The 21,501-nt window shown below is 59.0% G+C and carries 20 protein-coding genes; 9 read left to right on the forward strand and 11 right to left on the reverse strand.

From position 1 onward, the window contains the following. The first annotated feature begins 8 nt into the window (after positions 1-8). On the forward strand, positions 9-1,076 hold the full coding sequence (gene purM, locus LPA37_RS07120) for a phosphoribosylformylglycinamidine cyclo-ligase (protein WP_229012143.1): 1,068 nt from the start codon (positions 9-11) through the stop codon (positions 1,074-1,076). Between the two features lie 75 nt (positions 1,077-1,151). Here purM and miaA read toward each other — a convergent pair whose 3' ends face one another. Both miaA and mutL read right to left on the reverse strand, forming a co-directional pair. Then, complete coding sequence (gene miaA / locus LPA37_RS07125) at positions 1,152-2,117, reverse strand: tRNA (adenosine(37)-N6)-dimethylallyltransferase MiaA (RefSeq protein ID WP_229012144.1); 966 nt, start codon at positions 2,115-2,117, stop codon at positions 1,152-1,154. 70 nt (positions 2,118-2,187) lie between these two features. Then, entirely contained in the window at positions 2,188-4,203 is a 2,016-nt protein-coding gene (mutL, locus tag LPA37_RS07130; protein WP_229012145.1) for a DNA mismatch repair endonuclease MutL, read from the reverse strand. A 170-nt stretch (positions 4,204-4,373) separates the two neighbouring features. Between mutL and LPA37_RS07135 the strand changes: the two genes are divergently transcribed. Beyond that, positions 4,374-5,060, forward strand: coding sequence for a DedA family protein (locus LPA37_RS07135; protein ID WP_228974979.1), 687 nt, complete (start codon positions 4,374-4,376; stop codon positions 5,058-5,060). Positions 5,061-5,204: 144 nt separating this feature from the next. Here LPA37_RS07135 and LPA37_RS07140 read toward each other — a convergent pair whose 3' ends face one another. From LPA37_RS07140 to cyoA, 5 genes are all read right to left on the reverse strand, one after another. Then, the gene (locus LPA37_RS07140) at positions 5,205-6,017 is read right to left on the reverse strand and encodes a mechanosensitive ion channel family protein (RefSeq protein WP_229012146.1); all 813 of its coding nucleotides are present in this window, start codon (positions 6,015-6,017) and stop codon (positions 5,205-5,207) included. A 527-nt stretch (positions 6,018-6,544) separates the two neighbouring features. Next, entirely contained in the window at positions 6,545-6,877 is a 333-nt protein-coding gene (gene cyoD / locus LPA37_RS07145) for a cytochrome o ubiquinol oxidase subunit IV (protein ID WP_228974975.1), read from the reverse strand. Further along, the gene (gene cyoC / locus LPA37_RS07150) at positions 6,878-7,486 is read right to left on the reverse strand and encodes a cytochrome o ubiquinol oxidase subunit III (protein ID WP_229012147.1); all 609 of its coding nucleotides are present in this window, start codon (positions 7,484-7,486) and stop codon (positions 6,878-6,880) included. Next, positions 7,486-9,495, reverse strand: coding sequence for a cytochrome o ubiquinol oxidase subunit I (cyoB, locus tag LPA37_RS07155; RefSeq protein WP_228974972.1), 2,010 nt, complete (start codon positions 9,493-9,495; stop codon positions 7,486-7,488). The genes cyoC and cyoB overlap by 1 nt, the downstream gene beginning before the upstream one ends. 3 nt (positions 9,496-9,498) lie before the next feature. Continuing rightward, positions 9,499-10,392 (reverse strand): ubiquinol oxidase subunit II, encoded by an 894-nt coding sequence (gene cyoA, locus LPA37_RS07160; protein ID WP_407672493.1) that lies wholly within the window; start codon positions 10,390-10,392, stop codon positions 9,499-9,501. Positions 10,393-11,192: 800 nt separating this feature from the next. On the opposite strand from cyoA, the gene LPA37_RS07165 reads away from it, so the two are divergent. Then, on the forward strand, positions 11,193-11,687 hold the full coding sequence (locus LPA37_RS07165; protein ID WP_229012148.1) for a hypothetical protein: 495 nt from the start codon (positions 11,193-11,195) through the stop codon (positions 11,685-11,687). A 79-nt stretch (positions 11,688-11,766) separates the two neighbouring features. Here the strand turns inward: LPA37_RS07165 and LPA37_RS07170 are convergent, their stop codons facing one another. The 3 genes from LPA37_RS07170 to LPA37_RS07180 form a co-directional block, all read right to left on the reverse strand. Further along, positions 11,767-12,237 (reverse strand): hypothetical protein, encoded by a 471-nt coding sequence (locus LPA37_RS07170; RefSeq protein ID WP_229012149.1) that lies wholly within the window; start codon positions 12,235-12,237, stop codon positions 11,767-11,769. 280 nt (positions 12,238-12,517) lie between these two features. Beyond that, positions 12,518-13,654: an HNH endonuclease family protein gene (locus LPA37_RS07175; RefSeq protein WP_229012150.1), complete on the reverse strand. Its 1,137-nt coding sequence runs from the start codon at positions 13,652-13,654 to the stop codon at positions 12,518-12,520. 26 nt (positions 13,655-13,680) lie between these two features. After that, complete coding sequence (locus tag LPA37_RS07180; protein ID WP_229012151.1) at positions 13,681-14,880, reverse strand: adenine-specific methyltransferase EcoRI family protein; 1,200 nt, start codon at positions 14,878-14,880, stop codon at positions 13,681-13,683. Between the two features lie 517 nt (positions 14,881-15,397). On the opposite strand from LPA37_RS07180, the gene LPA37_RS07185 reads away from it, so the two are divergent. Then, positions 15,398-16,744, forward strand: a complete 1,347-nt coding sequence (locus tag LPA37_RS07185) for a tyrosine-type recombinase/integrase (RefSeq protein WP_229012152.1) — start codon at positions 15,398-15,400, stop codon at positions 16,742-16,744. Between the two features lie 97 nt (positions 16,745-16,841). Next, entirely contained in the window at positions 16,842-17,603 is a 762-nt protein-coding gene (locus LPA37_RS07190; RefSeq protein WP_229012153.1) for a hypothetical protein, read from the forward strand. A gap of 59 nt (positions 17,604-17,662) precedes the next feature. Here the strand turns inward: LPA37_RS07190 and LPA37_RS07195 are convergent, their stop codons facing one another. After that, positions 17,663-18,523 carry a hypothetical protein gene (locus LPA37_RS07195; RefSeq protein WP_229012154.1) on the reverse strand — a complete coding sequence of 287 codons (861 nt, stop codon included), beginning with the start codon at positions 18,521-18,523 and terminating at the stop codon, positions 17,663-17,665. A 774-nt stretch (positions 18,524-19,297) separates the two neighbouring features. On the opposite strand from LPA37_RS07195, the gene LPA37_RS07200 reads away from it, so the two are divergent. The 4 genes from LPA37_RS07200 (at position 19,298) to LPA37_RS27865 (ending at position 21,320) form a co-directional block, all read left to right on the forward strand. Beyond that, complete coding sequence (locus LPA37_RS07200; RefSeq protein WP_229012155.1) at positions 19,298-19,861, forward strand: rolling circle replication-associated protein; 564 nt, start codon at positions 19,298-19,300, stop codon at positions 19,859-19,861. Positions 19,862-20,371: 510 nt separating this feature from the next. Continuing rightward, the gene (locus LPA37_RS07205; protein WP_229012156.1) at positions 20,372-20,737 is read left to right on the forward strand and encodes a hypothetical protein; all 366 of its coding nucleotides are present in this window, start codon (positions 20,372-20,374) and stop codon (positions 20,735-20,737) included. A gap of 47 nt (positions 20,738-20,784) precedes the next feature. Next, entirely contained in the window at positions 20,785-21,027 is a 243-nt protein-coding gene (locus tag LPA37_RS07210; protein ID WP_229012157.1) for a hypothetical protein, read from the forward strand. 116 nt (positions 21,028-21,143) lie between these two features. After that, a complete protein-coding gene (locus LPA37_RS27865) occupies positions 21,144-21,320 on the forward strand; it encodes an H-NS histone family protein (RefSeq protein ID WP_407672494.1) in 177 nt (58 codons plus the stop codon). Positions 21,321-21,501 lie beyond the last annotated feature (181 nt).

A 21,501-nucleotide genomic window follows, 5' to 3' on the forward strand; every position in this document is an offset into this window, starting at 1 on the left:
TCTGCCCCATGAATCAACCGAAATCCGCGCCGAATTCAACTGATTCGGCCCAAGGTCTGTCGTATCGCGACGCCGGCGTGGACATCGACGCGGGCGACGCCCTTGTCGACGCGATCAAGCCCTTTGCCAAAAAGACCTTGCGCGACGGCGTGCTGGGCGGCATCGGTGGTTTCGGTGCGCTGTTCGAAGTACCGAAAAAGTACAAGGAGCCGGTGCTCGTTTCGGGCACCGACGGCGTCGGCACGAAGCTCAGGCTGGCGTTCCAGTTGAACAGGCACGACACGGTCGGCCAGGATCTGGTCGCGATGAGCGTCAATGACATCCTCGTGCAAGGTGCCGAGCCGCTCTTCTTCCTCGACTATTTCGCGTGCGGCAAGCTGGACGTCGGTACCGCGGCGACGGTCGTGAAAGGTATCGCGCAGGGTTGCGAGCTGGCCGGCTGCGCGCTGATCGGCGGTGAAACGGCGGAAATGCCGGGCATGTACCCGGACGGCGAATACGATCTGGCCGGTTTCGCGGTCGGCGCGGTCGAAAAGAGCAAGATCATCGACGGCAGCACGATCGCCCCGGGCGACGTGGTGCTGGGTCTGGCATCGAGCGGTATTCATTCGAACGGTTTCTCGCTGGTGCGCAAGATCATCGAGCGCGCGAATCCGGATATGAACGCCGATTTCGACGGCCGTTCGCTCGCCGACGCGCTGATGGCGCCCACGCATATCTATGTGAAGCCGCTTCTTTCGCTGATGCAAACCATGGCGGTGAAGGGCATGGCGCACATTACCGGCGGCGGGCTCGTCGAGAACATTCCGCGCGTCCTGCGCGAAGGCCTGACGGCCGAGCTGGACCATCGCGCATGGCCGCTGCCGCCGCTCTTCGGCTGGCTGCAGAAGCACGGCGGCGTGGCGGACGCGGAAATGCATCGCGTGTTCAACTGCGGTATCGGGATGGCTGTGATCGTGTCCGCTGACGATGCCGCACAGGCGATCGGCTTGCTGTCCGCAGCGGGCGAGCAGGTGTGGAAGATCGGCACCGTGCGTCAGAGCAGGGAAGGCGAGGCGCAGACTGTTGTGGTCTGATCTGATTGATGTGATCTGCCCGTTGTAAAAAAAGCCGTCTGACTGTGTGTGTCAGGCGGCTTTTTTATTACGCCGTCATCGCGCGGCCATATCGCCGACGATGTTTTCAATCGCCGCAAGCGCCTGCTGGGTTGCGTCGGGCGCGCAGCAATCGATCATCACGCGTTCTGGCATCGCGCGCAGCCACGTAAGCTGGCGCTTGCACAGCTGGCGCGTCGCGAAGACACCTCTGTCGCGCATGGTGTCGTAGTCCGTCTCGCCGTCGAGATACGACCAGACCTGCCGGTAGCCGACGCATCGCATCGAAGGCAACCCGGGATGCAGATCGCCGCGGGCACGAAGGCGCCGCACTTCATCGACGAGGCCCGCCGCGAGCATCGCGTCGAAGCGCTGTTCGATGCGCGCATGCAGCACGCTGCGATCCGAAGGCTCCAGCGCGACCGGCGTGAAGCGCCAGGGGCGTGCGGCTTCGTCGACGCGCGCCGGTGTTTCCAGCAGCGTCGACATCGCCTGGCCCGTCAGCAGGCACACCTCGAGCGCGCGCTGGATGCGCTGCGAATCGTTGGGTGCAAGGCGCGCCGCTGTGACCGGATCGACCGCCGCGAGGCGCGCGTGCAGGGCGGGCCAGCCTTCCCGGGCCGCGTCTGCGTCGAGCGTCGCGCGCACCTCGGGGTCGGCGCCGGGCAGATCGTTCAGCCCCTGCGTCAGCGCCTTGTAGTACAGCATCGTGCCGCCGACCAGCAGCGGCACGCGCCCGCGCGCCGTGATTTCACCGACGAGCCGCAGCGTAGCCGCACGAAAATCGGCGGCCGAATACGCGTCGGCGGGATCGACGATGTCGATCAGATGATGCGGCGCGAGCGCGCGCTCTTCGGCGGTGGGTTTGGCCGTGCCGATATCCATCCCGCGGTAGACGAGCGCCGAATCGACGCTGATGATCTCGACCGGCCGCCGCGCGGCGAACACCAGCGCGGCCGCCGTCTTGCCTGACGCGGTCGGCCCGAGCAGGCAGGCGATGGGCGTGGCTTCGCGTGATGTCATGGGCGAGTGCATCGGACGTATCGTGCGCGGGAGCGGGAGCGGGAGCGGGAGCGGGTGAAGAAGCGCACGCTCATTGGCCGCGCATGAAGAGCCGGTCGAGGTCGGAGAGCGTCAGCTGATACCACGTCGGCCGCCCGTGGTTGCACTGGTCCGCGCGTTCGGTCGCTTCCATCTGGCGCAGGAGCGCGTTCATTTCGTCGAGCGTGAGACGCCGGTTCGCACGCACCGCGTGGTGGCACGCGAGCGTGCCGAGCAGTTCGTGCTGACGTTCGGTCAACACGCGCGAGCCGCCGAACGCGTGCAGATCGGCGAGGACCGCGCGTGCGAGTGCCTGCAGGTCGGCGTCCTTCAGCAGCGCCGGCACGGCGCGGATCGCGAGCGTGTTCGGCGACAGCACGGCGAGATCGAAGCCGAGCGCATCGAGCGTCGCGCGTTCTTCCTCGACGGTGCCGATCTCGACGGGATCGGCGTGCATCGACAGCGGGATGAGCAGCGGCTGCACGGCAATCGTCCGGTCGGACAATGCGTGCTTGAACTGCTCGTACAGGATGCGCTCATGCGCGGCGTGCATATCGACGATCACAAGCCCGTGCGCGTTCTGCGCCAGCACGTAGATGCCGTGGATCTGGCCAAGCGCGAAGCCGAGCGGCTGCTCGTTGCTGCCGTTTGAAGCCGGTGCGAACGCCTGCGTGCCACTGGCCGCAAAGCTGGATGAAAACGCTGACATGCCATTGCCGTTACCGTCCGCGTCGCGCGCTTCGAGCGCGGTCGTGCCCGACGATGTTCCGGCACCCGTGTCCCTGCGGCCGAAGAGTGCGTCGTAAAGCGCTAGTGGTTGAGCAACCGGCAACGTGCCCTGCGTCATGCGCGCCTGGCGCAGCCACGTATTGCCGCCGTTTTCGTCCGACAGACCGCCGCCGCCGAGCGGCGTCGAGCCGAACGAAGCGGGATTCGGCGTGGGCATCGGCATCGGGGCGATATGGGCGGCGTGACCGCCCGCAGTCGTTTCCGGCGAAGCGCCCGCGTGTCGCGCCAGCGCGCGCTGCACGGCGTGAAACACGAACTGGTGAATCGAGCGCGAATCGCGGAACCGCACTTCGATCTTCGACGGATGCACGTTCACGTCGACGGCCTGGGGCGGCAGATCGAGAAACAGCACGTACGACGGGTAGCGGTCGCCGTGCAGCACGTCCTCGTACGCGGCGCGCGCCGCGTGGGTGAGCAGCTTGTCGCGCACGAAGCGGCCGTTGACGAAGAAATACTGCTGGTCCGCCCGGCCACGACTCGCGGTCGGCAGCCCCGCGCATCCGTAGACCGCAAGTGGCCCGGCCGATTCATCCAGCGGCAGATGCGCTGTCGCGAACGTTTCGCCGAGAATCTTCGAGACGCGCGTCGCGGGATCGGTGGCGTTCCAGTGCTCGATGGCGCGGCCGTTATGCAGCACCGAAATCGCGACGTCTGGCCGCGCGAGCGCCGAGCGGCGGATCATCTCAAGGCAATGACCGAGTTCGGTCTGCTCGCTCTTCAGGAATTTGCGTCGCGCGGGCGTGTTGAAATACAGTTCGCGCACTTCGATGGTGGTGCCCTGCGTGCCGGCCGCGGGCGTCAGCGCGCCGGTCTGCGCATCGATGCGCACCGCGTGCGGCGCGCTCGCCGTGCGGCTCGTGATAAACATCTCCGCCACCGATGCAATCGAAGCCAGCGCTTCGCCGCGAAACCCGAGCGTTGCGACCGCTTCGAGTTCGGCGAGCGAGCGGATCTTGCTCGTCGCGTGGCGCAGCAAGGCTAGCGGCAACTCGTTTTCGGGGATGCCGCAGCCGTCGTCGGTGATCGAAATGCGCTTGACGCCGCCTTCGTCGAGCACGATGCGCAGCGTCGTCGCGCCGGCGTCGAGCGCGTTCTCCAGCAATTCCTTCACCACCGAAGCCGGCCGCTCGACCACTTCGCCGGCGGCAATCTGGCTGATCAGCTGGTCGGGCAGGGGCTGGATCGCGCGCAACGGGCGCGGGGCGGGTGAAGCGGACGTAGCGGGCGTATCAGGCTGCGCCGCCACGGCCGCGCCGGGATTTTCGGAGAATTCGGACATGTCGAAATTATAGCGATTTGGCGCGCGGTGCCTCTTTCAGCCTCCGGGTGTGGCCGCGCGTACCCAATTAATTCAGCCCGGCGGGCACTTTCGGTATCATGGCGCAGTCAATTTCACCGTTTCGGGCACAGTTTCGCTGCCCGTCTCACTCTGCATATAAAGGACGCTTTTTGGACACGCTGCTACAGTTCTTCAACCTTGTCCTGCACATCGACAAGTTTCTGGGTGTGTTCATCCATCAATACGGCATGTGGGTCTATGCCGTGCTTTTCCTGATCGTCTTCTGTGAAACGGGGCTGGTCGTGCTGCCGTTCCTGCCGGGCGATTCGCTGCTGTTTATCGGCGGCGCGTTCTGCGCGACGGGCGAGATGAGCCTGCCGCTGCTGATCGGCCTGCTGCTCGTTGCAGCAGTGCTTGGCAATACCGTCAACTACATGATCGGCCGGGCTATCGGTCCGAAGGTGTTCAACACCCACATACCGGGGCTCGACCGCTTTCTCGATCGCGCAGCGCTTCAGAAGACGCATGACTTCTACGAGAAGCATGGTGGCAAGACCATCGTCCTCGCGCGTTTCATTCCGGTGGTGCGCACGTTTGCGCCGTTCGTGGCGGGCGCGTCGGCGATGAGCGCGCGACGTTTCCAGCTCTTCAATTTCGCGGGCGCGCTGTTCTGGGTGCTGCTGCTCGTGCTGCTCGGTTATTTCTTCGGCAATATTCCGTTCATTCGCCAGTATCTGAACGTGATCGTGCTGGTGGGTATCGGTGCCGCGATCGTGCCGGTCGTGCTGGGCGCGCTGTGGAAGATGATGCGCAGGGATTCAACCGTAAACACCGCGCGCAAGCCCGGCGGACATTGACGCCACGGCTCGCCAGCCGAGCGCGGTGGGAATAAGGAACGGCGTCGCAGTGTGAACCGCGACGCCGTTTTTTTGGCCTTGCGCCCCTGGACCCTCGCACTCGCCCGACGGGGCGGCGTTGCGTACGTCCGGCGGCGCGTTCGGTCAGGTCGCCGTGCGGCGCACCACGGGCGTCTCGGGCGTCGGATAGCCGGCTTCCCTGAACGTCTCGATGATCGCGCGGTTCGTGTCGAAATAGACCTGCCAGTAGTCGTTTGTATGCGCATACGGCCGCACGCAGAGCAGCGGCCCTTCCGGCGTGAACGACAGCACTTCGATATCCGGCGCGGGCGTCTCCGCCACGTTCGGAATCTTCGCGATCGCGGCGCGCAGGCGGTTCGCCGCATCGATGGGATCGACGCCGTTCGCGACCTTCGCCGTCAGTTCGACACGGCGTACGGGCAACACGCTGTAGTTCGAGATCGTGTCGGAGAAGATCTTGTTGTTGCCGATGATGGTCGTGACGTTGTCCGGCGTCACGATCGTCGTGCCGAAGAGGCCAAGCTCGCTGACCGTGCCCGTCACGCCGCCGGCGGTCACGAAGTCGCCGACCTTGAAAGGCCGCAGCACCTGCATGAAGATGCCCGCCGCGAAGTGCGCGAGCAGACCGCCCCACGCCGTGCCGATTGCAAGACCGAGGCCGGCGAGCAGCGCGGCGAACGACGTCGTCTGCACACCGAACACCTGCAGCACGGCGAGGATCAGCAGCAGGTTCAGCAAGGCACCGAGAATCGAGGCGAGGTAGTGCGCGAGCGTCGGATCGACGCGCCCGTTACGCGCGAGAACCTTGCGCAGCAGCCCGGTGATCAGCGTGATGACCCAGCGCCCGATAATCCACAACACGATCGCTCCGAGCACCTTCGTGCCGAAGTCGATGCCACGGGTCATGATGAATACGCGTACGGTTTCGAGATCCACGGTGTCCTCGCTTGTTTCGGTTGTGTTGAACGGCCTGTTTTAATTCGATCGGTCAACCGATGCGCGGCGTGAACCCAACCCTGCGTGACCGGCAAGCCGGTCAAACGCCGCGATCCGTTCATGTCTGCTTTTATAACGATGTTGTTGACGACAGCAAACGCATACTGGGCGACGCACAAAACAATGCCCGACGGTGCGCGACGGGCAGATCCGGGAAAGCGATATCTTCGGAAGTTATAGGTGACGGCGCGCGCCGCCGCAAGGATCATTCCAGGGAATCACGGTGACCGGACGGCGCGGGCCCCTGTTACGGGCCGTGGAGCACCGTGTTCCAGCTTGCGCCAGCCGTTTTCGCTGTGGGCATGCGCGCAAACGCGCTGGCACACGCTGCCTGCGCGTCTGGCACTCGCATTGTGCCTCGTCGACCGGGAAGGGCAGGCGTTCCCGGTCGCCTGTCCAGCATCAAGGCAATTCTCGTTGAAGCGTCAGGCGTTTTATTTTGAGCGGCGGTAGCCAGACGCGCGGCTTTAGCGGGACATCATGTTCATGCTGACGTTGTGCATCACCCATACCGTGCCGCCGATCAGGATGACCGAGGCCACTGCGGTATAGCACAGCGCCATCACGTTCCAGCGTTGACCGGACGACGTGTTCAGGTGCAGGAAAAACACCAGATGGACGACGATCTGCACGAGTGCGAGCACGGCCAGCACAAGCATCGCCGACTGCGGCGGCAAAGCGCCGCGCATGACCAGTCCGAACGACGCCGCCGTTAGCAGCACAGCGATGACGAATCCGGTGATATAGCCAGAAAGGCTGCCGTGCCCCTCTTCTTCATGCAGCGATTGCGTATGCGCCATTTAGAGCACGCTCCCAAGATAGACAAATGAAAAGACACAGATCCACACGATGTCGAGAAAGTGCCAGAAGAGACTCAGGCACGTGAGTCGCGTAATTTCCCGTTCCGACAGTTCGGGCTTGAGGACGATCTGCACGGCCAGCACGATCATCCATATGAGGCCAACCGTCACATGCAAGCCGTGCGTGCCGACCAGCGTGAAAAATGACGAAAGAAACGCACTGCGGCCAGGACCGGCGCCCTCGGCAATCATGTGCGAAAACTCATTCAGTTCGAACCAGAGAAACGCGAGACCGAGCACAAACGTAACGGCCAGCCAGCCCAGCACGACACCCGACTTGCGCCTGTGCGCGCCGAGCATCGCAAAACCGTAGGTGATGCTGCTCAGCAGCAGCACCGCGGTTTCCAGCGCCACCCCCGGAATGTCAAACAGATCCTTGCCGGATGGACCGCCCGCGAATTGATGCGCCATCACGGCGAACACCGCAAACAACGACGCGAACAGCACGCAGTCGGTCATGAGATACAGCCAGAAGCCAAATACCGAATGAGAGGGGGCGTGTTCGCTTTCCTGTTCGGCCAGCGTGGCGAGATTGGTTTTTTGCAGCATCAGATGACCTCCGCGGCAGCGCGCACGCTTTCACGTTTCCCATGCATTGCCGCTCCTTGTTTCTCTTCGATCGCCCGCACCGTTTCGACGGAAATGGTGTAGCCGTCGTTGTCGCCGAAGCTGCGACCGATTACGGTAGCCATGATGGCAACGAGCGCAACGACCGCGAGCCATGTGATGTGCCATACACCGGCAAAACCCAGCACAAGGCTGAACATGCCGATCAGGAACCCTGCACTGGTGTTGGACGGCATATGAATTGCACCGTATACCGCATCCTTGCCGAGGCCCTGCCCGTGTTCCTTCATGTGCGCGAACGCGTCGAGTTCATGGACCACGGGAATGGTCGCGAAGTTGTAGACAGGCGGCGGCGACGACGTGGCCCATTCAAGCGTACGGCCACCCCATGGATCGCCCGTCAGGTCGCGGTATTCCGGCAATTTGCGGTTACGCACGCTCACTACCACCTGGGCGACCTGACACACCACACCGAGCGCGATCAACACCACGCCGCACGCGGCGACGATCAGCCACGGCTGCCATGCCGGGTTGTCATAGTGGTTCAGACGCCGCGTCATGCCCATGAAGCCGAGTACATAGAGCGGCATGAAGGACACGTAGAAGCCGACGAACCAGAACCAGAATGCGCACTTGCCGAGCTTCTCGTTCAGCCTGAAGCCGAACGCTTTCGGAAACCAGTAATGGACCCCCGCCAGATAGCCGAACACCACGCCGCCGATGATCGCGTTATGGAAGTGAGCGATCAGGAACAGGCTGTTGTGCAGCACAAAGTCCGCGCCAGGAATCGCCATCATCACGCCCGTCATGCCGCCGATCGTGAACGTGATCATGAAGCCGATCGTCCACAGTACCGGAGCAGAAAATTCGAGGCGGCCGCGATAGATCGTGAACAGCCAGTTGAATACTTTCACGCCGGTCGGAATGGCAATGACCATCGTCATAATGCCGAAGAACGCGTTGACGTCCGCGCCGGAGCCCATCGTGAAGAAGTGATGCAGCCACACGAGGAACGCCAGCACCGTGATCACGCAGGATGCGTACACCATTGTCCGGTAGCCGAACAGCGGCTTTTTTGCGAACGTTGCGATGACTTCGGAATAAATGCCGAACGCCGGCAAAACCAGGATATAGACCTCGGGGTGACCCCATGCCCAGATCAGGTTCAGATACATCATTGCGTTGCCGCCGGCATCGTTCGTGAAGAAGTGCATGCCGAGGTAACGGTCCAGACCGAGCAGCGCCAGCGCAATGGTGAGAATCGGGAACGTCGCCATGATGAGTACGTTCGAACACAGCGCGGTCCACGTGAACACGGGCATTTTCATCAGCGACATGCCGGGTGCGCGCATGCGGATGATCGTCACGAAGAAGTTGATTGCCGTAATCAGCGTGCCGACGCCCGACAGTTGCAGGCTCCAGATGTAGTAGTCGACTCCCACGCCTGGACTGAACTGCAGCTCCGACAACGGTGGATACGCGAGCCAGCCGACCTGTGCGAACTCACCGATCACCAGCGACAGGTTCATCAGGATGGCGCTGATCGCCGTCATCCAGAAGGACAGCGAGTTCAGGAACGGGAAGGCTACGTCACGGGCACCGATTTGCAGCGGCACGATCAGGTTGAACAGTCCCACCATCAGCGCCATCGCCATGAAGAAGATCATGATGACGCCGTGCGCCGTGAAGATCTGGTCGTAGTGATGCGGAGGCAGGTAGCCCGGCGAATCGTAGGCGAGCGCCAGTTGCAGGCGCATCATTACCGCGTCGACAAAGCCGCGCACGAGCATCAGTACGGCGACCACGATGTACATCACGCCGATCTTCTTGTGATCGACGCTGGTGATCCACTCGCTCCACAGCCATTTCCACTTGCCGAACCACGTCAATGCGACGAGCGTGGCGATGACGAGGATCGCCATCAGGGCGCCCGCGCCCATGATGATGGGCTGATCGAACGGAATCGCCGAAAGTGTCAGTTTTCCGAACATGTGTTACCCCTTCGTACTGCAATTGCTGTTCTGCAAATCGAGAACGTTGCCGTTGTTGTATTTCGCGATGATGTTGTGGAACAGTCGCGGGTCGATCGAGGAGAAGTAGCGCACAGGCTCCTTCTCGCCCGGTTGCGCGACCGTGTTGTATTCGTTCATGTCGAGCCGGCTGGACGACCCCTTGACCGTTTGCACCCACGCGTTGAACTGCTCGGGGCTGGTGGCGAGCGCGCGGAATTTCATGTCGGAAAACCCCTTGCCGCTGAAATTGGCCGACACGCCGGCGTAATCGCCTGCTTCGTCCGCAACCAGGTGCAGTTGCGTCTGCATCCCCGCCATCGCGTAGATCTGGCTGCCCAGTTGCGGGATGAAGAACGAGTTCATGACGGAATCGGACGTGATCATGAAGTGCACCGGTGTACCGACCGGGAAGGCCAGCTGATTGACCGATGCAATGCCGAGATCCGGGTAAATGAAGAGCCATTTCCAGTCGAGCGCGACCACTTCAACGTTGATCGGCTTGACCGCCGACTCGATTGGCCGGTAGGGATCGAGTTCGTGCGTCGTCTTCCAGGTCAGCACCCCGAGACACAGGATGATGATGGACGGCACCGTCCAGATAACGACTTCGATCGCCGTGGAATGCGCCCACTTCGGCGCGTACTTCGCCCGATGGTTGCTCGCACGGTAGTGCCACGCAAACCATAGTGTCATCAGGATGACGGGCACGACGACGATCAACATCGTGAAGGTCGCCGTGCCAATCAGGGATTTTTCCGCTACCCCGATGCTGCCTTTCGGGTCGAGCACGTCGAGCTTGCCGCACCCGGAAAGACATGTGGCCAGTGCGCCCCCCAGGGGTATCAGCACCCTGGTTTTAAGGACTCCCTTGTTCATCATATTCACCTGCTTTTCATTGAGCCCTTGCGGAATTCGCCTTGTCTTCGCAACCCGCAACCCACGCACTCAGGTGCGTATCCCGCCGGATTCTACGAAAGAGCGCGTAGGCGGAATTTGATCGCGAACAGGGAAATGCACATCAGTTGTCGTATTGACTGGATGGGGCGATGGCGCAACGTGGGTCGCGCGCGAGGATGCCGCTCGTGGCTTCGACGGTCTGACCGCAAAGGCGCGAATCGAGATGGCGAAAGCGTTGTCAGGTTGCTGGGTTGGCCGCCTCAGATCCGCGCGACGAAGAATGCAGGATCGCCACGTGGCAGCCGGGATTTTCCGGCTGGAGCTTTCGGCTGTGCAATGCGCAGGTATCCCGGGTTTTAGTACAGTCTGAACGACATCGACGAGTTGCTGTTTGAGCGCGACGTGATGAGAGCGGTATCCGAGGAGGCGTTCGGAAGAGGGCCGAGGGCGAGATGCTGTATCGAGGAGCAATCGCACGAAATGCGGCGCACGCCTGTTTTCCACGAAGCAAAGAAAAAGGGCCCAGCTTGCGCTGAGCCCTTTAAATCTTTGGTAGGCCGTACGGGATTCGAACCTGTGACCAACGGATTAAAAGTCCGAGAAAAATGCCAATTAAAACAAGGCTGTTGTCGTCGATTGCGCACCGCAATTCGCGTTCAACAGCCGTCGGTGGAGGGACGTCCAGCAAGGCCTCTCTCATTGGTTGCGGAGCAATTTCACAACCACGCAGGTGTGGCGCTTCCGTGAGAGACTGGGCTGGGTGACATCAGGGGCAAGCCATGGATGACGAGACTCGCACAATCAAGGCGGACAGTATTGACGCCGCTTTAAATTGTTCGCGTGATTGGCGCATTCTCGAGCGATGCGAAGCACTTGGCCTTTCGTTGCTGCGGGCGGTGCAACTCGCGATGGCTAGTGATAGTAAGGATCCACAGTCGTTGCTTCGAGTACTGGATCTCGACTTCTCGACGTTCCTGCCAATGCAACACCGCCGCCCAATGCGGTGGTTATGGATGGCGGCCCGAACTTCGAGCATAAGTTATCGGGGCACGTTAACTGAAGACGCCTTGCTGGCGATTCTCCTGAGCGGTGAGGTACCGCCCGGATTCGAGGCTCACATCGGCCACCTATTGGACGAAGCTCCAATTTCACTCGTAGTGATGGCAGTCGAGCAGGCGGCACAGACTAGCGGCGCGCCGATCATGCTGGTTTGGAACAACATCCGCTTGTTGGCCGCTAGTTACAGCGACTATCGACGGCACCTGTGGCTCTAAATGGCGACGTCATCAGGTGGCGTGACGATTGAAGACGCATCCATCGGGCACTGGCTGACTGATTCCAATGGCACCGGCCTCACTCGGCCTCATCGTGCTTCGCACTTGCCTGGGTGGAGAACATGCGAGCAAATTCCTCGCTGTCTTTGAGCGCTAATTTGACCCTTTCGACGTCGAGTTGGGCGACTAGCTGCTTGAGCTTCCATGTTTCGCCCGCCACATCGACCACGCCCTGAAATTGATTTTTTAGATGCTCTAGCCGACGCTGAAAGGCGAGTTGAAAAATCGCTTCATCCAAGTCTTTGTATTTCGGGGCGGGCTTCGCTTCTTCGGTCTGTTCGGGCGTGTCGCCAAGCCCATACGCGACGTCTTGGGTCAGTACGCTTGCGTCAAAAAACTCGGCTGCTGCTGCGTTTACTTCGCTTGAGGCCGTACGCTGACTAGCCGTCCACGCTTTCCCGGGGGCTGTGTGTCCCGCACTCGGGTCAGTGAGGCCAGTCGCTAACCAAAATGCATATTGCGGCCATCGCCTCGCGAGCGCCTCAATCATGTGGGCAGTCGGACGCTGCCGACGACTCCAAACCTGCTTCCAGTTCCGGTCAGGAATACCAGTTTCCTCTTCTAGTTGCTTGAGGCGGCGACATGTTCGAGGGAGTGGCGGAATGTCATCACCAGCCCTTCTGCGTGCATGTTGCGACTCGGAGGTAAGGCGTCGGTACGCCCGTCCGCTGCCCTCGATATAGAGTTGAGCGTAACGGCTATGAGCAGACGCATAGGGGCTCGATTCAGCGACAGACCCGCTCATCGAGCGAAACGGCCGTCCGTTTTTGTTATCGATTGCCTTTCGCGCGATTGTGAGTAATGCACAGCATTTGGCAATTCTTAGTCAAGCTAGCTCCGCCTTTGCTCCATGCGGAGACGTGGTCTGCGTCCATTTCAGCAAACTTCCAAAGCTTGCTCTGATTAGCCGCATGGCCAAGTGCGCAGAGCGGGCAATTAGATTTACTACTTTTCTCGGCAGCTGCGGTCTGCGTCGCATAGACGGATTTCTTGGTCGCATCGTCGAAGACCCGTACATCGAGAAGCTTTGAATCCAGGAGCCCGCCGAGAATGTATTCGAAGACGCCGCGACGGTTTTTGACGTACGGATCGCCATAAAGCCGCTGGACCTCGGCAGAAACTTTGGCCGGATCAAATGACTGGGAGTGGTATTGCTCGTAGAGACGCCCCCATTCCAGCCCCTGCATCTCCCTCTCGACATCCCTGAATACACTCGATACCCAATCGATCACGGCTGTGAAGTAGGTTTTCAATTCGTTGATGTTGCTTTGGGTGCGATGGCTGCTCATGTAGCTGCCAATATCGCCCTTGCTCACCCAGTCTAACGCGCGCTCCAGGAACTCCTGCCGGTTTGCGCTCCCCTTGACATACGCACTCCATTTCTGGATGTTGGAATTTTGACTGTTACTAAACTCGGCCTTGGCAAGTGTCACAAAGGGTCCAGAGTAGATAGCGTTCAACAGTTCCTGAGCGTTGAGGGGCACGCCTGCGATGTTGATAGTTTCAAACCATTGCTTTATCTCGGTCTCGGTGCCTTCGCACTCGTAGATCAGCAATTTCGAGCCCCGAATCTTGGCTTGTTGGTCGACGGGCAGGCTGTCGAAGTTCTTCGGATTGCCGTTCTCCATAATCGCGAACTTGTTGGTAACAAACCTTCCGATACTCGTGATGCGCTGCTGGCCGTCGAGTACCTCCAACTTGTTTTCCGACACTTTGTTGAAATAGATCAAGCCCAGCGGATACCCTTTCAGCAGTGACTGGATCACTGCCGCCTCTCTTTTTCCGCCGCCGTCAGCATAAATAAAATTCCGCTGGTACTCCGGCTGAATGGTGAGCTTTCCCCCCAGTCCGTATAGCCCTTTACCTTCGAGTTGGTTGTACATAAACCCGTCGCAGATGTCAGCCACGGTTATGTCGGTTCTTAACGTGGTAATCACTTTTTGCTCGCTTTTGCAGGCTGAGTTTGGCGGCGATGCCGGATTAGAATGCGTTTGTAGATGACCCGTGGATGAGGTTCAAGCAGACCAAGCATTCGCATGCCAGGGCTGTAATGTCCGGTGCCCCCGCGGGCACGATACGCGTTGATGAAGTCATGCCCAAGGGGCCGGGCTCCAATCTTAGTCATCATCTCGCCGTCGTCGCTGTTTCCGACAATCTCGAATTGCTCGGGGTTGTACTTGTCTAGAAAGGAGATGGGAACGCCCATCACGCCGTCGTAGTCGCTGGGAATAGCGTCGGTGAAGGGGACTTCGATAGCGTCGTAGTTATCGTATCGGTCGTACGCCGTCTTTCCCTTGACCTCCTTGTGTTTGCTGAATCGGAGGTTGTCTTCCAACGTCATGAGCGGCAACTGTAAGTGTCTGCGGCCATGATCTAGGTTTGTGTACCAGCGTACGCCCTTGACGCGGATGTACTTAGCGCCATTTTCGTCGACTCTCCAGCCAGCCGCGTTGAGCGGGTAGTGGTCGGGAACGCGGAACTCGCGGTCGCCGCTGTGGATTGTGGCGCCCAACCACAACTTGTTCTCTTTGATTAGCGGAAAGACCTCAAGATAAGTGATCGCCTGCACGTTACCGATTATCAGAAATTTCTTTTCGTGCTCTACGAGTTGCGCGATGTACTGCTTGAAGAGGGAGAAAGGCGGGTTGGTGACCACAATGTCCGCCTCTTTCAAAAGCGCAATGCACTCAGGGCTTCGGAAATCGCCGCCTTCCGCAAGGCGCGTCCGCATATGGGGGTTCTGCTTCAGAAAGAGCTTGACGTCTTCAATGCCGGTCGAGCCATCGCCGTTGATAGCTTTTACGTCCGTTATTTGGACGGCGATCGCCTTGGGTTTTGGGCGCTTACCACTTTCCTCGTCGTACTCAAGGAACGAGAGTTGTGCGCCAGCGATTGGAGAGCCGTCGTAGCTGGTCGTTATGAGCTTTTTCAGCCCGAGCTTGTTGAAATTGGCGGCGAAATACTTGAAGAAGTTGCTTTCGAAGGGGTCGTCGCAGTTGCAATAGACCACCTTGCCACGAAAGGTGTCGGGGTCCAATTCGAGGTAGGCTTCAACCTCTTTCTGGATGTCAACGTATTGGGTGTAGAACTCGTCCTGTTTGCCTGCCTTTGCAGCTGCCAGATTTCGATTCATCGGCTCTCTTTCCGCGTCCGGCGGAGTGATCGTCGAAGGGTTGGCCAGTCCGCCCACTTTCTTTGTGAGTTTTCGCGATGCAGTCGTTGTCATAGCCTTGGTTTTTCACATCGGGTGTTCTGAAATCGTGCCGGGCCGCGTTGAGACTTTTCCGTAGACTTCCCTTCGGGCGTGCTACAGACCTCGCTCAGCGGTCACATAATATACAGCGGTCGGCTAACCACTGTATGACGTCAGAGGGAATTTGCGTAGCACTGGCATTTTTGCGGAGCGAAAAAAAAGGGCCCAGCTTGCGCTGAGCCCTCACTATCTTGGTAGGCCGTACGGGATTCGAACCTGTGACCAACGGATTAAAAGTCCGAGCGACATCTCATTCCCTCATGTGGATTGATATCCGTGTAGGTGCTCTGAATCCTTTGTGGGTAAGGGTCTTATCCGTATTCTACGGATTTTCTTGTTGACTCATGCAGACTGATTTCCCTAGTATTTGCCTACACGGTGCCTACACGGGAAATGAATGAGCAAACAGAACTTCACGGCAGCTCGGGTCGATAGCTTCGAGTGCGAGCCCGGCAAGCTACAAACAATCTACTGGGATGCGAAGACGCCGGGCTTCGGGCTGCGCGTGACCGCCGCAGGCGCGCGGGCGTACATCTTCGAGTCTCGCCTGTTCGGCAAGACAATCCGAATGACGATTGGCAATGCCCGGGCTTGGGATCTTGGGCGGGCGCGCACTGAAGCTGCCCGTCTGAAAACGGTGATCGACGACGGGAAGGATCCGCGCGAGGTGCGAGCGGAGCAGCAAGCTGCACATGAGGCCCGTCGTGCGGAAGCCCAACGGCAGGACGCGACATTTGGCGCAGTGTGGGACGAATACCTGGAGAGTCGCAAGCCATTCTGGGGGGAGCGCCACTATCGCGATCACGTGCAGCATGCGGATGTAGGGGGCCAGCCAAAGAAACGCGGCAAGGGGGTAACGCAACCCGGTCCTTTGGCGGCAGTTCGCTCCCTGAAGCTGTCGGAGCTGACCAGCGAGCGGATTGCCAGTTGGCTTGCGGCCGAATCGCGGGAGCGGCCCACGATGTCGGCGCTCTCGTTTCGTTTGCTTCGAGGTTTCATCCGCTGGGTGGACGATACGCCAGCCTACAAGAATATTGTCCCAACGGAGGCTTATAAGGCCCGGGATGTTCGCGATGTTGTCCCACGCGTGAAGGCCAAGGAGGGTGACTCGTTGCAGCGCGAGCAATTGAAGGTGTGGTTTCGCGAGGTTCGCCAGGTTGCCAACCCAGTTCACAGCGCCTATCTGCAAGGATTGTTGATCACCGGGGCGCGCCGGGAAGAGTGGGCCGGGCTGCGTTGGGACGACCTTGATTTCCGTTGGCGAAGTCTGGTTCTGGACGACAAGGTGGAGGGAACAGGAGGGCGGGTGATTCCACTAACCCCGTATCTCGCCACCTTGCTGACGAACCTGAAACGGCTGAACGAGACACCACCGGACCGGCGGCAGCTTGCACGCATCAAGGAACGGGGTGAGGAGTGGTCGCCATCGGAATGGGTCTTCTCCAGCAAAACGTCGGAAGACGGCAAGATTGCAGAGCCGCGCATCGCGCACAACAAGGCGCTCGCCGCTGCTGAGCTTCCTCACGTCACGCTACATGGACTGCGGCGCTCGTTCGGAACGTTATCGGAATGGGTTGAAGTACCGGTCGGCGTCGTCGCGCAGATTCAGGGGCACAAACCTTCGGCCATCGCCGAGAAGCATTACCGGCGTCGGCCGATCGACCTGCTGCGCGTGTGGCACGACAAGATCGAATCCTGGATGCTGGAGCAGGCTGGTATCCCGTTTAAGGTCGATGCGGCGTGATCCGCAAGTAACCGGCCGATAGTCCCCGGAGCGGCGAGTCCACTGGGGCTGTCGGCTAAAATGGTCGCCATTAACCAATCTAACGAAATAGCGGGCCATGGCGGATCATCAATCACCGCAAGAGCGCATCGCTGCCGCGAGGCAGCTTTATGTCGTGTTGAAAGAATGTCTCGCTCGTGCGACGTGGACGCCGCTCGAAGGAGCACTCATCATGTCGGGCATTCTCGCGCCGACGGGTTGCAAGGAGATACCGGACGGCGGGGTGGGCCTTGATGGCGAGGCGCTCCCTAACGTTGGCCATCGCCGATTCCACCGCGCGCGCCTGATAATGCGCGAATGGCATGAGTGGGCCAGCGAGGAGGAGGAAAACGGCGGGACCACTCCAACGAAGATGACGCCGCACCAGTTCATCGACTGGTTTGAGCGCGAAGAGATCGATTCGGACTGGCTGCCGCTGTTCATCGATGTCATCGTCGGCAAGCCGGCTTCCGGACAGGTCGACTTCATCCCATCGCAGGTTGTCGAATATGCCGCGAAGTCGATGGCGATAGTTGATTCGATGCGGGCGGTGTTAGGTGGCGCAGGTACGGGCGCATTGCCTGCTCCCGTACCTGAAGTTCCGGCCAGTCCCCGGAAACCGGCGGCGCGTGTACCAATGCCGATTCCGGAGAGTCGCGATTATTTGTCGACAGATGAGTTCGCGGCGGTGATGGCCGTTGATCCTCAATCCATTCGCAAGCGGTATTCCAGCGAGGGAAGCTACCACGGCGTTCGCCCGGTCAAACTCGCGAACCGCAGGGTGCTTTGGCCGGTTGACGCGGTGCGACAGCTTCGCAATGGCGAATCTGTCGACGAGTAGCCCGAGTGTTTCTGCGACGCGCTGGTCAGCACCCACGCAGCTCACGATAACTTCGAGCGTCATTTCTTGATTCCGCGACTACGCTCCGCCTCCTCGTGAAGCAGTATCTCGATAAACTGGGATCTGGATAGATTTTTCTGATTTGCAAATTTATCCAGACTCTTCAGTGCGGCGTTCGACAAAATGAGATTGCATTGTTTCTTGCCGACCATTTTCTCTCGATGTTTGCGCTGACTCCATCGAAGCTTGATGGTGTTGATAATGAATTTTTCTTCATCATCGCTTAACTCAATCGCATCAAAAAAATCCTGCACGTCTGCGCGGGTTGTGAAGGGACGTTGGCCTGTCGTCAAGTGGGGTTTGTTTTTGCGTAACCACGCCCATGTCAAATCGCATTGTTCCAGTTCATTTTCTTTAGTGAACCACCGGAATTTGCGCTCACGCTGAATGTGCTCATCCCAGCCGATTCTTAGTCCTTCCACGACAAGCTCTTTAGCCGTCAGCGCCTCATCCCAATAATCAATAGCGGCGATTACGGCATCCCTGCGGGACCAGATGACCTCAGTGTAGATATGCGAGATTCCCGGCGATCTTCTGCGTGCGAGGCGTTCGTGCTTGAGCTTGGCGTCATCAAGATGATTCCGGATCCACGATAGCTGTTCGTCATCATCATCCGAGATCCATTCCAGGTCGATGTCATGCATCTGAGGGCGAAGCTGGTCGCTTAGCTCGATCCTCAGCAACGGTGACTCATCAAAGTGCTTCGCCATTTCGGCGCGCATGGTCGGCGTGTCGAACTGATCGGGAGGAAGCTTGAGCCCGTCGTGTTTGACCTTCAGCCATACCCAGATCCATTCGCGATGGGTAAGTTTTCGTTGATCGCCAAGGATTGAGAGTTCGCCGCTTGGAAGGTAGTCCATCTCTAGTTTGCCGATTGTAAAATAGAAGAATGCTAGAACGGATCTAGATAAGTTATAGAACTAGCATAGATATTTATTCTAGTGATATTTATTCGTGAAGGTCAAGTAGGATAAGGGCTCAGGTCGATAATTATTGAGTCTGCCGAAGAAGTGGGACGCTTGTTGAGATAAGGAGGCAGCAGCTGCGAGGGGTCTGCGCGGCAAGAACCTGCCGCCAACTCGGATGGTTGGAGTCGACCAGATCGAGCCACACCATGCGCCTCATCTGCCTCACGGACATTAATCGAGCCACGGGTCTGCGCTGATCCATCGTCTACGAGTACATCGCCGAAGCCACCTTGCCGAAGCCCGCTCCGCTGGGTGGTAGTCGCATGGCCTCGGGCGAACAAGCGGTTTTGGATTGGATCATCGAGCGCGTCGGAGCGCGCGAAGCAGCCTAACCCAATGACATAAATTTGAGCGGAAGGGGCATCCCTTTCCGCTCAAATTTATGCCTCACCGAAAAAATAAATACCCATACGAGGATTTTGCGAAAAATGCGCCGAAGCCCGGCGCTTGCCGTAAGGCTGTCGAACGAAATGGCGGCTAATCAGACTGGATGTCGTTGCTTCTTATGGAATGAGATGAAATGAGATGAATAACAAATTCACTCATCATCAAAGCAACAAACATCACCATCAAAGTCAAGAGAAGGCATAGGCCCAACGCCTATGCCTAAAACGATAAATTCATATCGACACTATCCATCTGCTGAACCACGACCGGAGATTCAGCATGAATGGCGAACACAAGAGCAATCGACTATACAGACGAGGCGTTGAACTGGAAAGGCAGGCATACGAAAAACGATCCAGATACCTAGTCCTTTTCCTGACTCTCAATTACAAGCCTGAATATAGAGACGATATAAAGATCGACGACTTGCGTCGTCATCGTGATCGATTCTTGAGAAACATCGAATGCAATTCACTACTGAAAGGTATTGAAGCTTATATCTGGAAAATTGAAGAAGGCTCCACATCTGGCTTACACATCCACCTGCTTATTTTTTATTCAGGAAATCATCGAGCAGATGCTCATATCGCGCAGCGCATCGGGGAATATTGGGAGGCAGTGGCGACTCGTGGCGTGGGCGCGTACTGGAGCAGTCATAGCAGCAGCGAGAAAGCTCGCATCATTGCTCGTGGGTTAGACCTAGGCATCGGTCAGATTGACCGTAACGATACGAGGGGGCGAGAAGCGATCAGAACGATCATCCGGTATCTGGCACAGCCCGGGCAGGAGGTAGACTCTCGGCCGTCGCATGGACGGATGTTCGACACATCACGATTTGACTGAAAGCTTCCACTTCTTTTGAGGACTCGGTTTCGGCGTTTGGGGGGACGGAAGTGAACTGTCCTCGTAATGACAGCCTCGTGCAAGGCGGTCAGGTGTCTCGCGCACGCGAGCGCCAGCGGGTCGTACAGCTCATGCGGTGTGGTCATTGCAGCCTGTCGGTGTCGGCCTAGCTAGTCGATACCGGCGGATAACGGATGACTAAGCGTTCGAAACTACTGCGACACGGCTGACTTCCCGAGTGACTCCCTCCTCAGAATAGCTGACGTTCTAGTGACGGACGCAGCGTGCCGACGAACGGCAGTTCGTCGTCGGCCTGTGCCCTTCGATGACTGGCAGCACACGACACGATTGATGCGGATGCTACGAGTGCGGCGCGTTCGCCGCGGAGCCATGAAGATTTGTTAGAGCATCGCGGATTGCTCCAGTGAATTGAATGTTGAACCTCAGGTCTCCCCGTCTGGACTCTTCTACAATTGACGCGTGAACACCAGCTGAGTCAACCGGATTATCATGATGAGCCGGCCGCTGAACATGGATTTGCGTGCCCGTGCGGAACTGCTTACCTATCTGGTCGCATCGCACCTGCTGACACGCGAGATGACCGGTGAGTGGCTTTCCGTAGAGCACGTCGTTGAATCCACCAAGCTGTGGCTCTCTTCGAACGGAGGCGGCGCGGACCTGATGCAGCGGGTGCATCTGGCGAGTCAGGCGCTGAATATTGCGAAGCGCCTTGCACCCACGTCAACAACCCGATTCGATTCCAAAACCGTGGCCGGCATGTTTTGTGAAAACCTACGCTTGGACTTTCGTTCGGATGCCGTGCGGGAAACCTACCAGATGTGTCTGAGTCACCTGGTAGGTCAAAGATGGTATTAGTTGCAGGCCTGCCGCAACTTAGATGAGCGTCCGAGGAGGCGATGACCATGACCGATAGCGTTGAGGTCGATGTTGTGCCGAACAATCAGCCGGGAGGCTCGCTTGAGTCCGCATGCAGCCATGTCCTCCGGGCCGCCCATGCGCGGTGCGCCGCAGTCATCGTGCTGAACGGTGATGAGGGCTCCGGTTATTCGGTCAAGGGCCCGCTCGACGCACAGGTTCTGCTACCCGATATTCTGGAACAGATGGCGCTGTGTCTGCGCCAGCAGCTTGCCAAAAATCTGAATTGAGCATGCGCGAAACTACGTATCTTGAACTGAGGGCGACACTTGCAGTCCTCGACGAACAGATTCAGCGCGTCCGGGCCGTCGAACGGGCCGCAGCGATCGAACGAATCTGTGAACTCATGCGCGAATACAACATCTCCGCCCAGGAACTCGTGCCCCGACGGCTCGGGCGACCGCCTGTGCCACCGCGCTATAGAAATCCTGTAACCGGGCAAACCTGGACGGGATGGGGCCAACGGCCCGCCTGGCTCGTGGGAAAAGACTCACGCGAGTTCCTCGTCGCAAGAAGTACCTGAGCAACGTCGTGACGTGAGCTAGACAGAAGCTGCGTCTCGACTGCAACACGATCATATTGCGCGCGGCAAGCACGAAGAAGGCCCAATGTCCCGCACCGACCCATATTCGCCATTCGGATTCCCAGATTGGTCACCGGGAAGCGGTCGTTCAAAGGGGCGGTCTGGCTTCGACTTAGTCGTT

This window comes from Paraburkholderia gardini, assembly GCF_907164545.1.
Taxonomy (GTDB): Bacteria; Pseudomonadota; Gammaproteobacteria; order Burkholderiales; family Burkholderiaceae; genus Paraburkholderia; species Paraburkholderia gardini.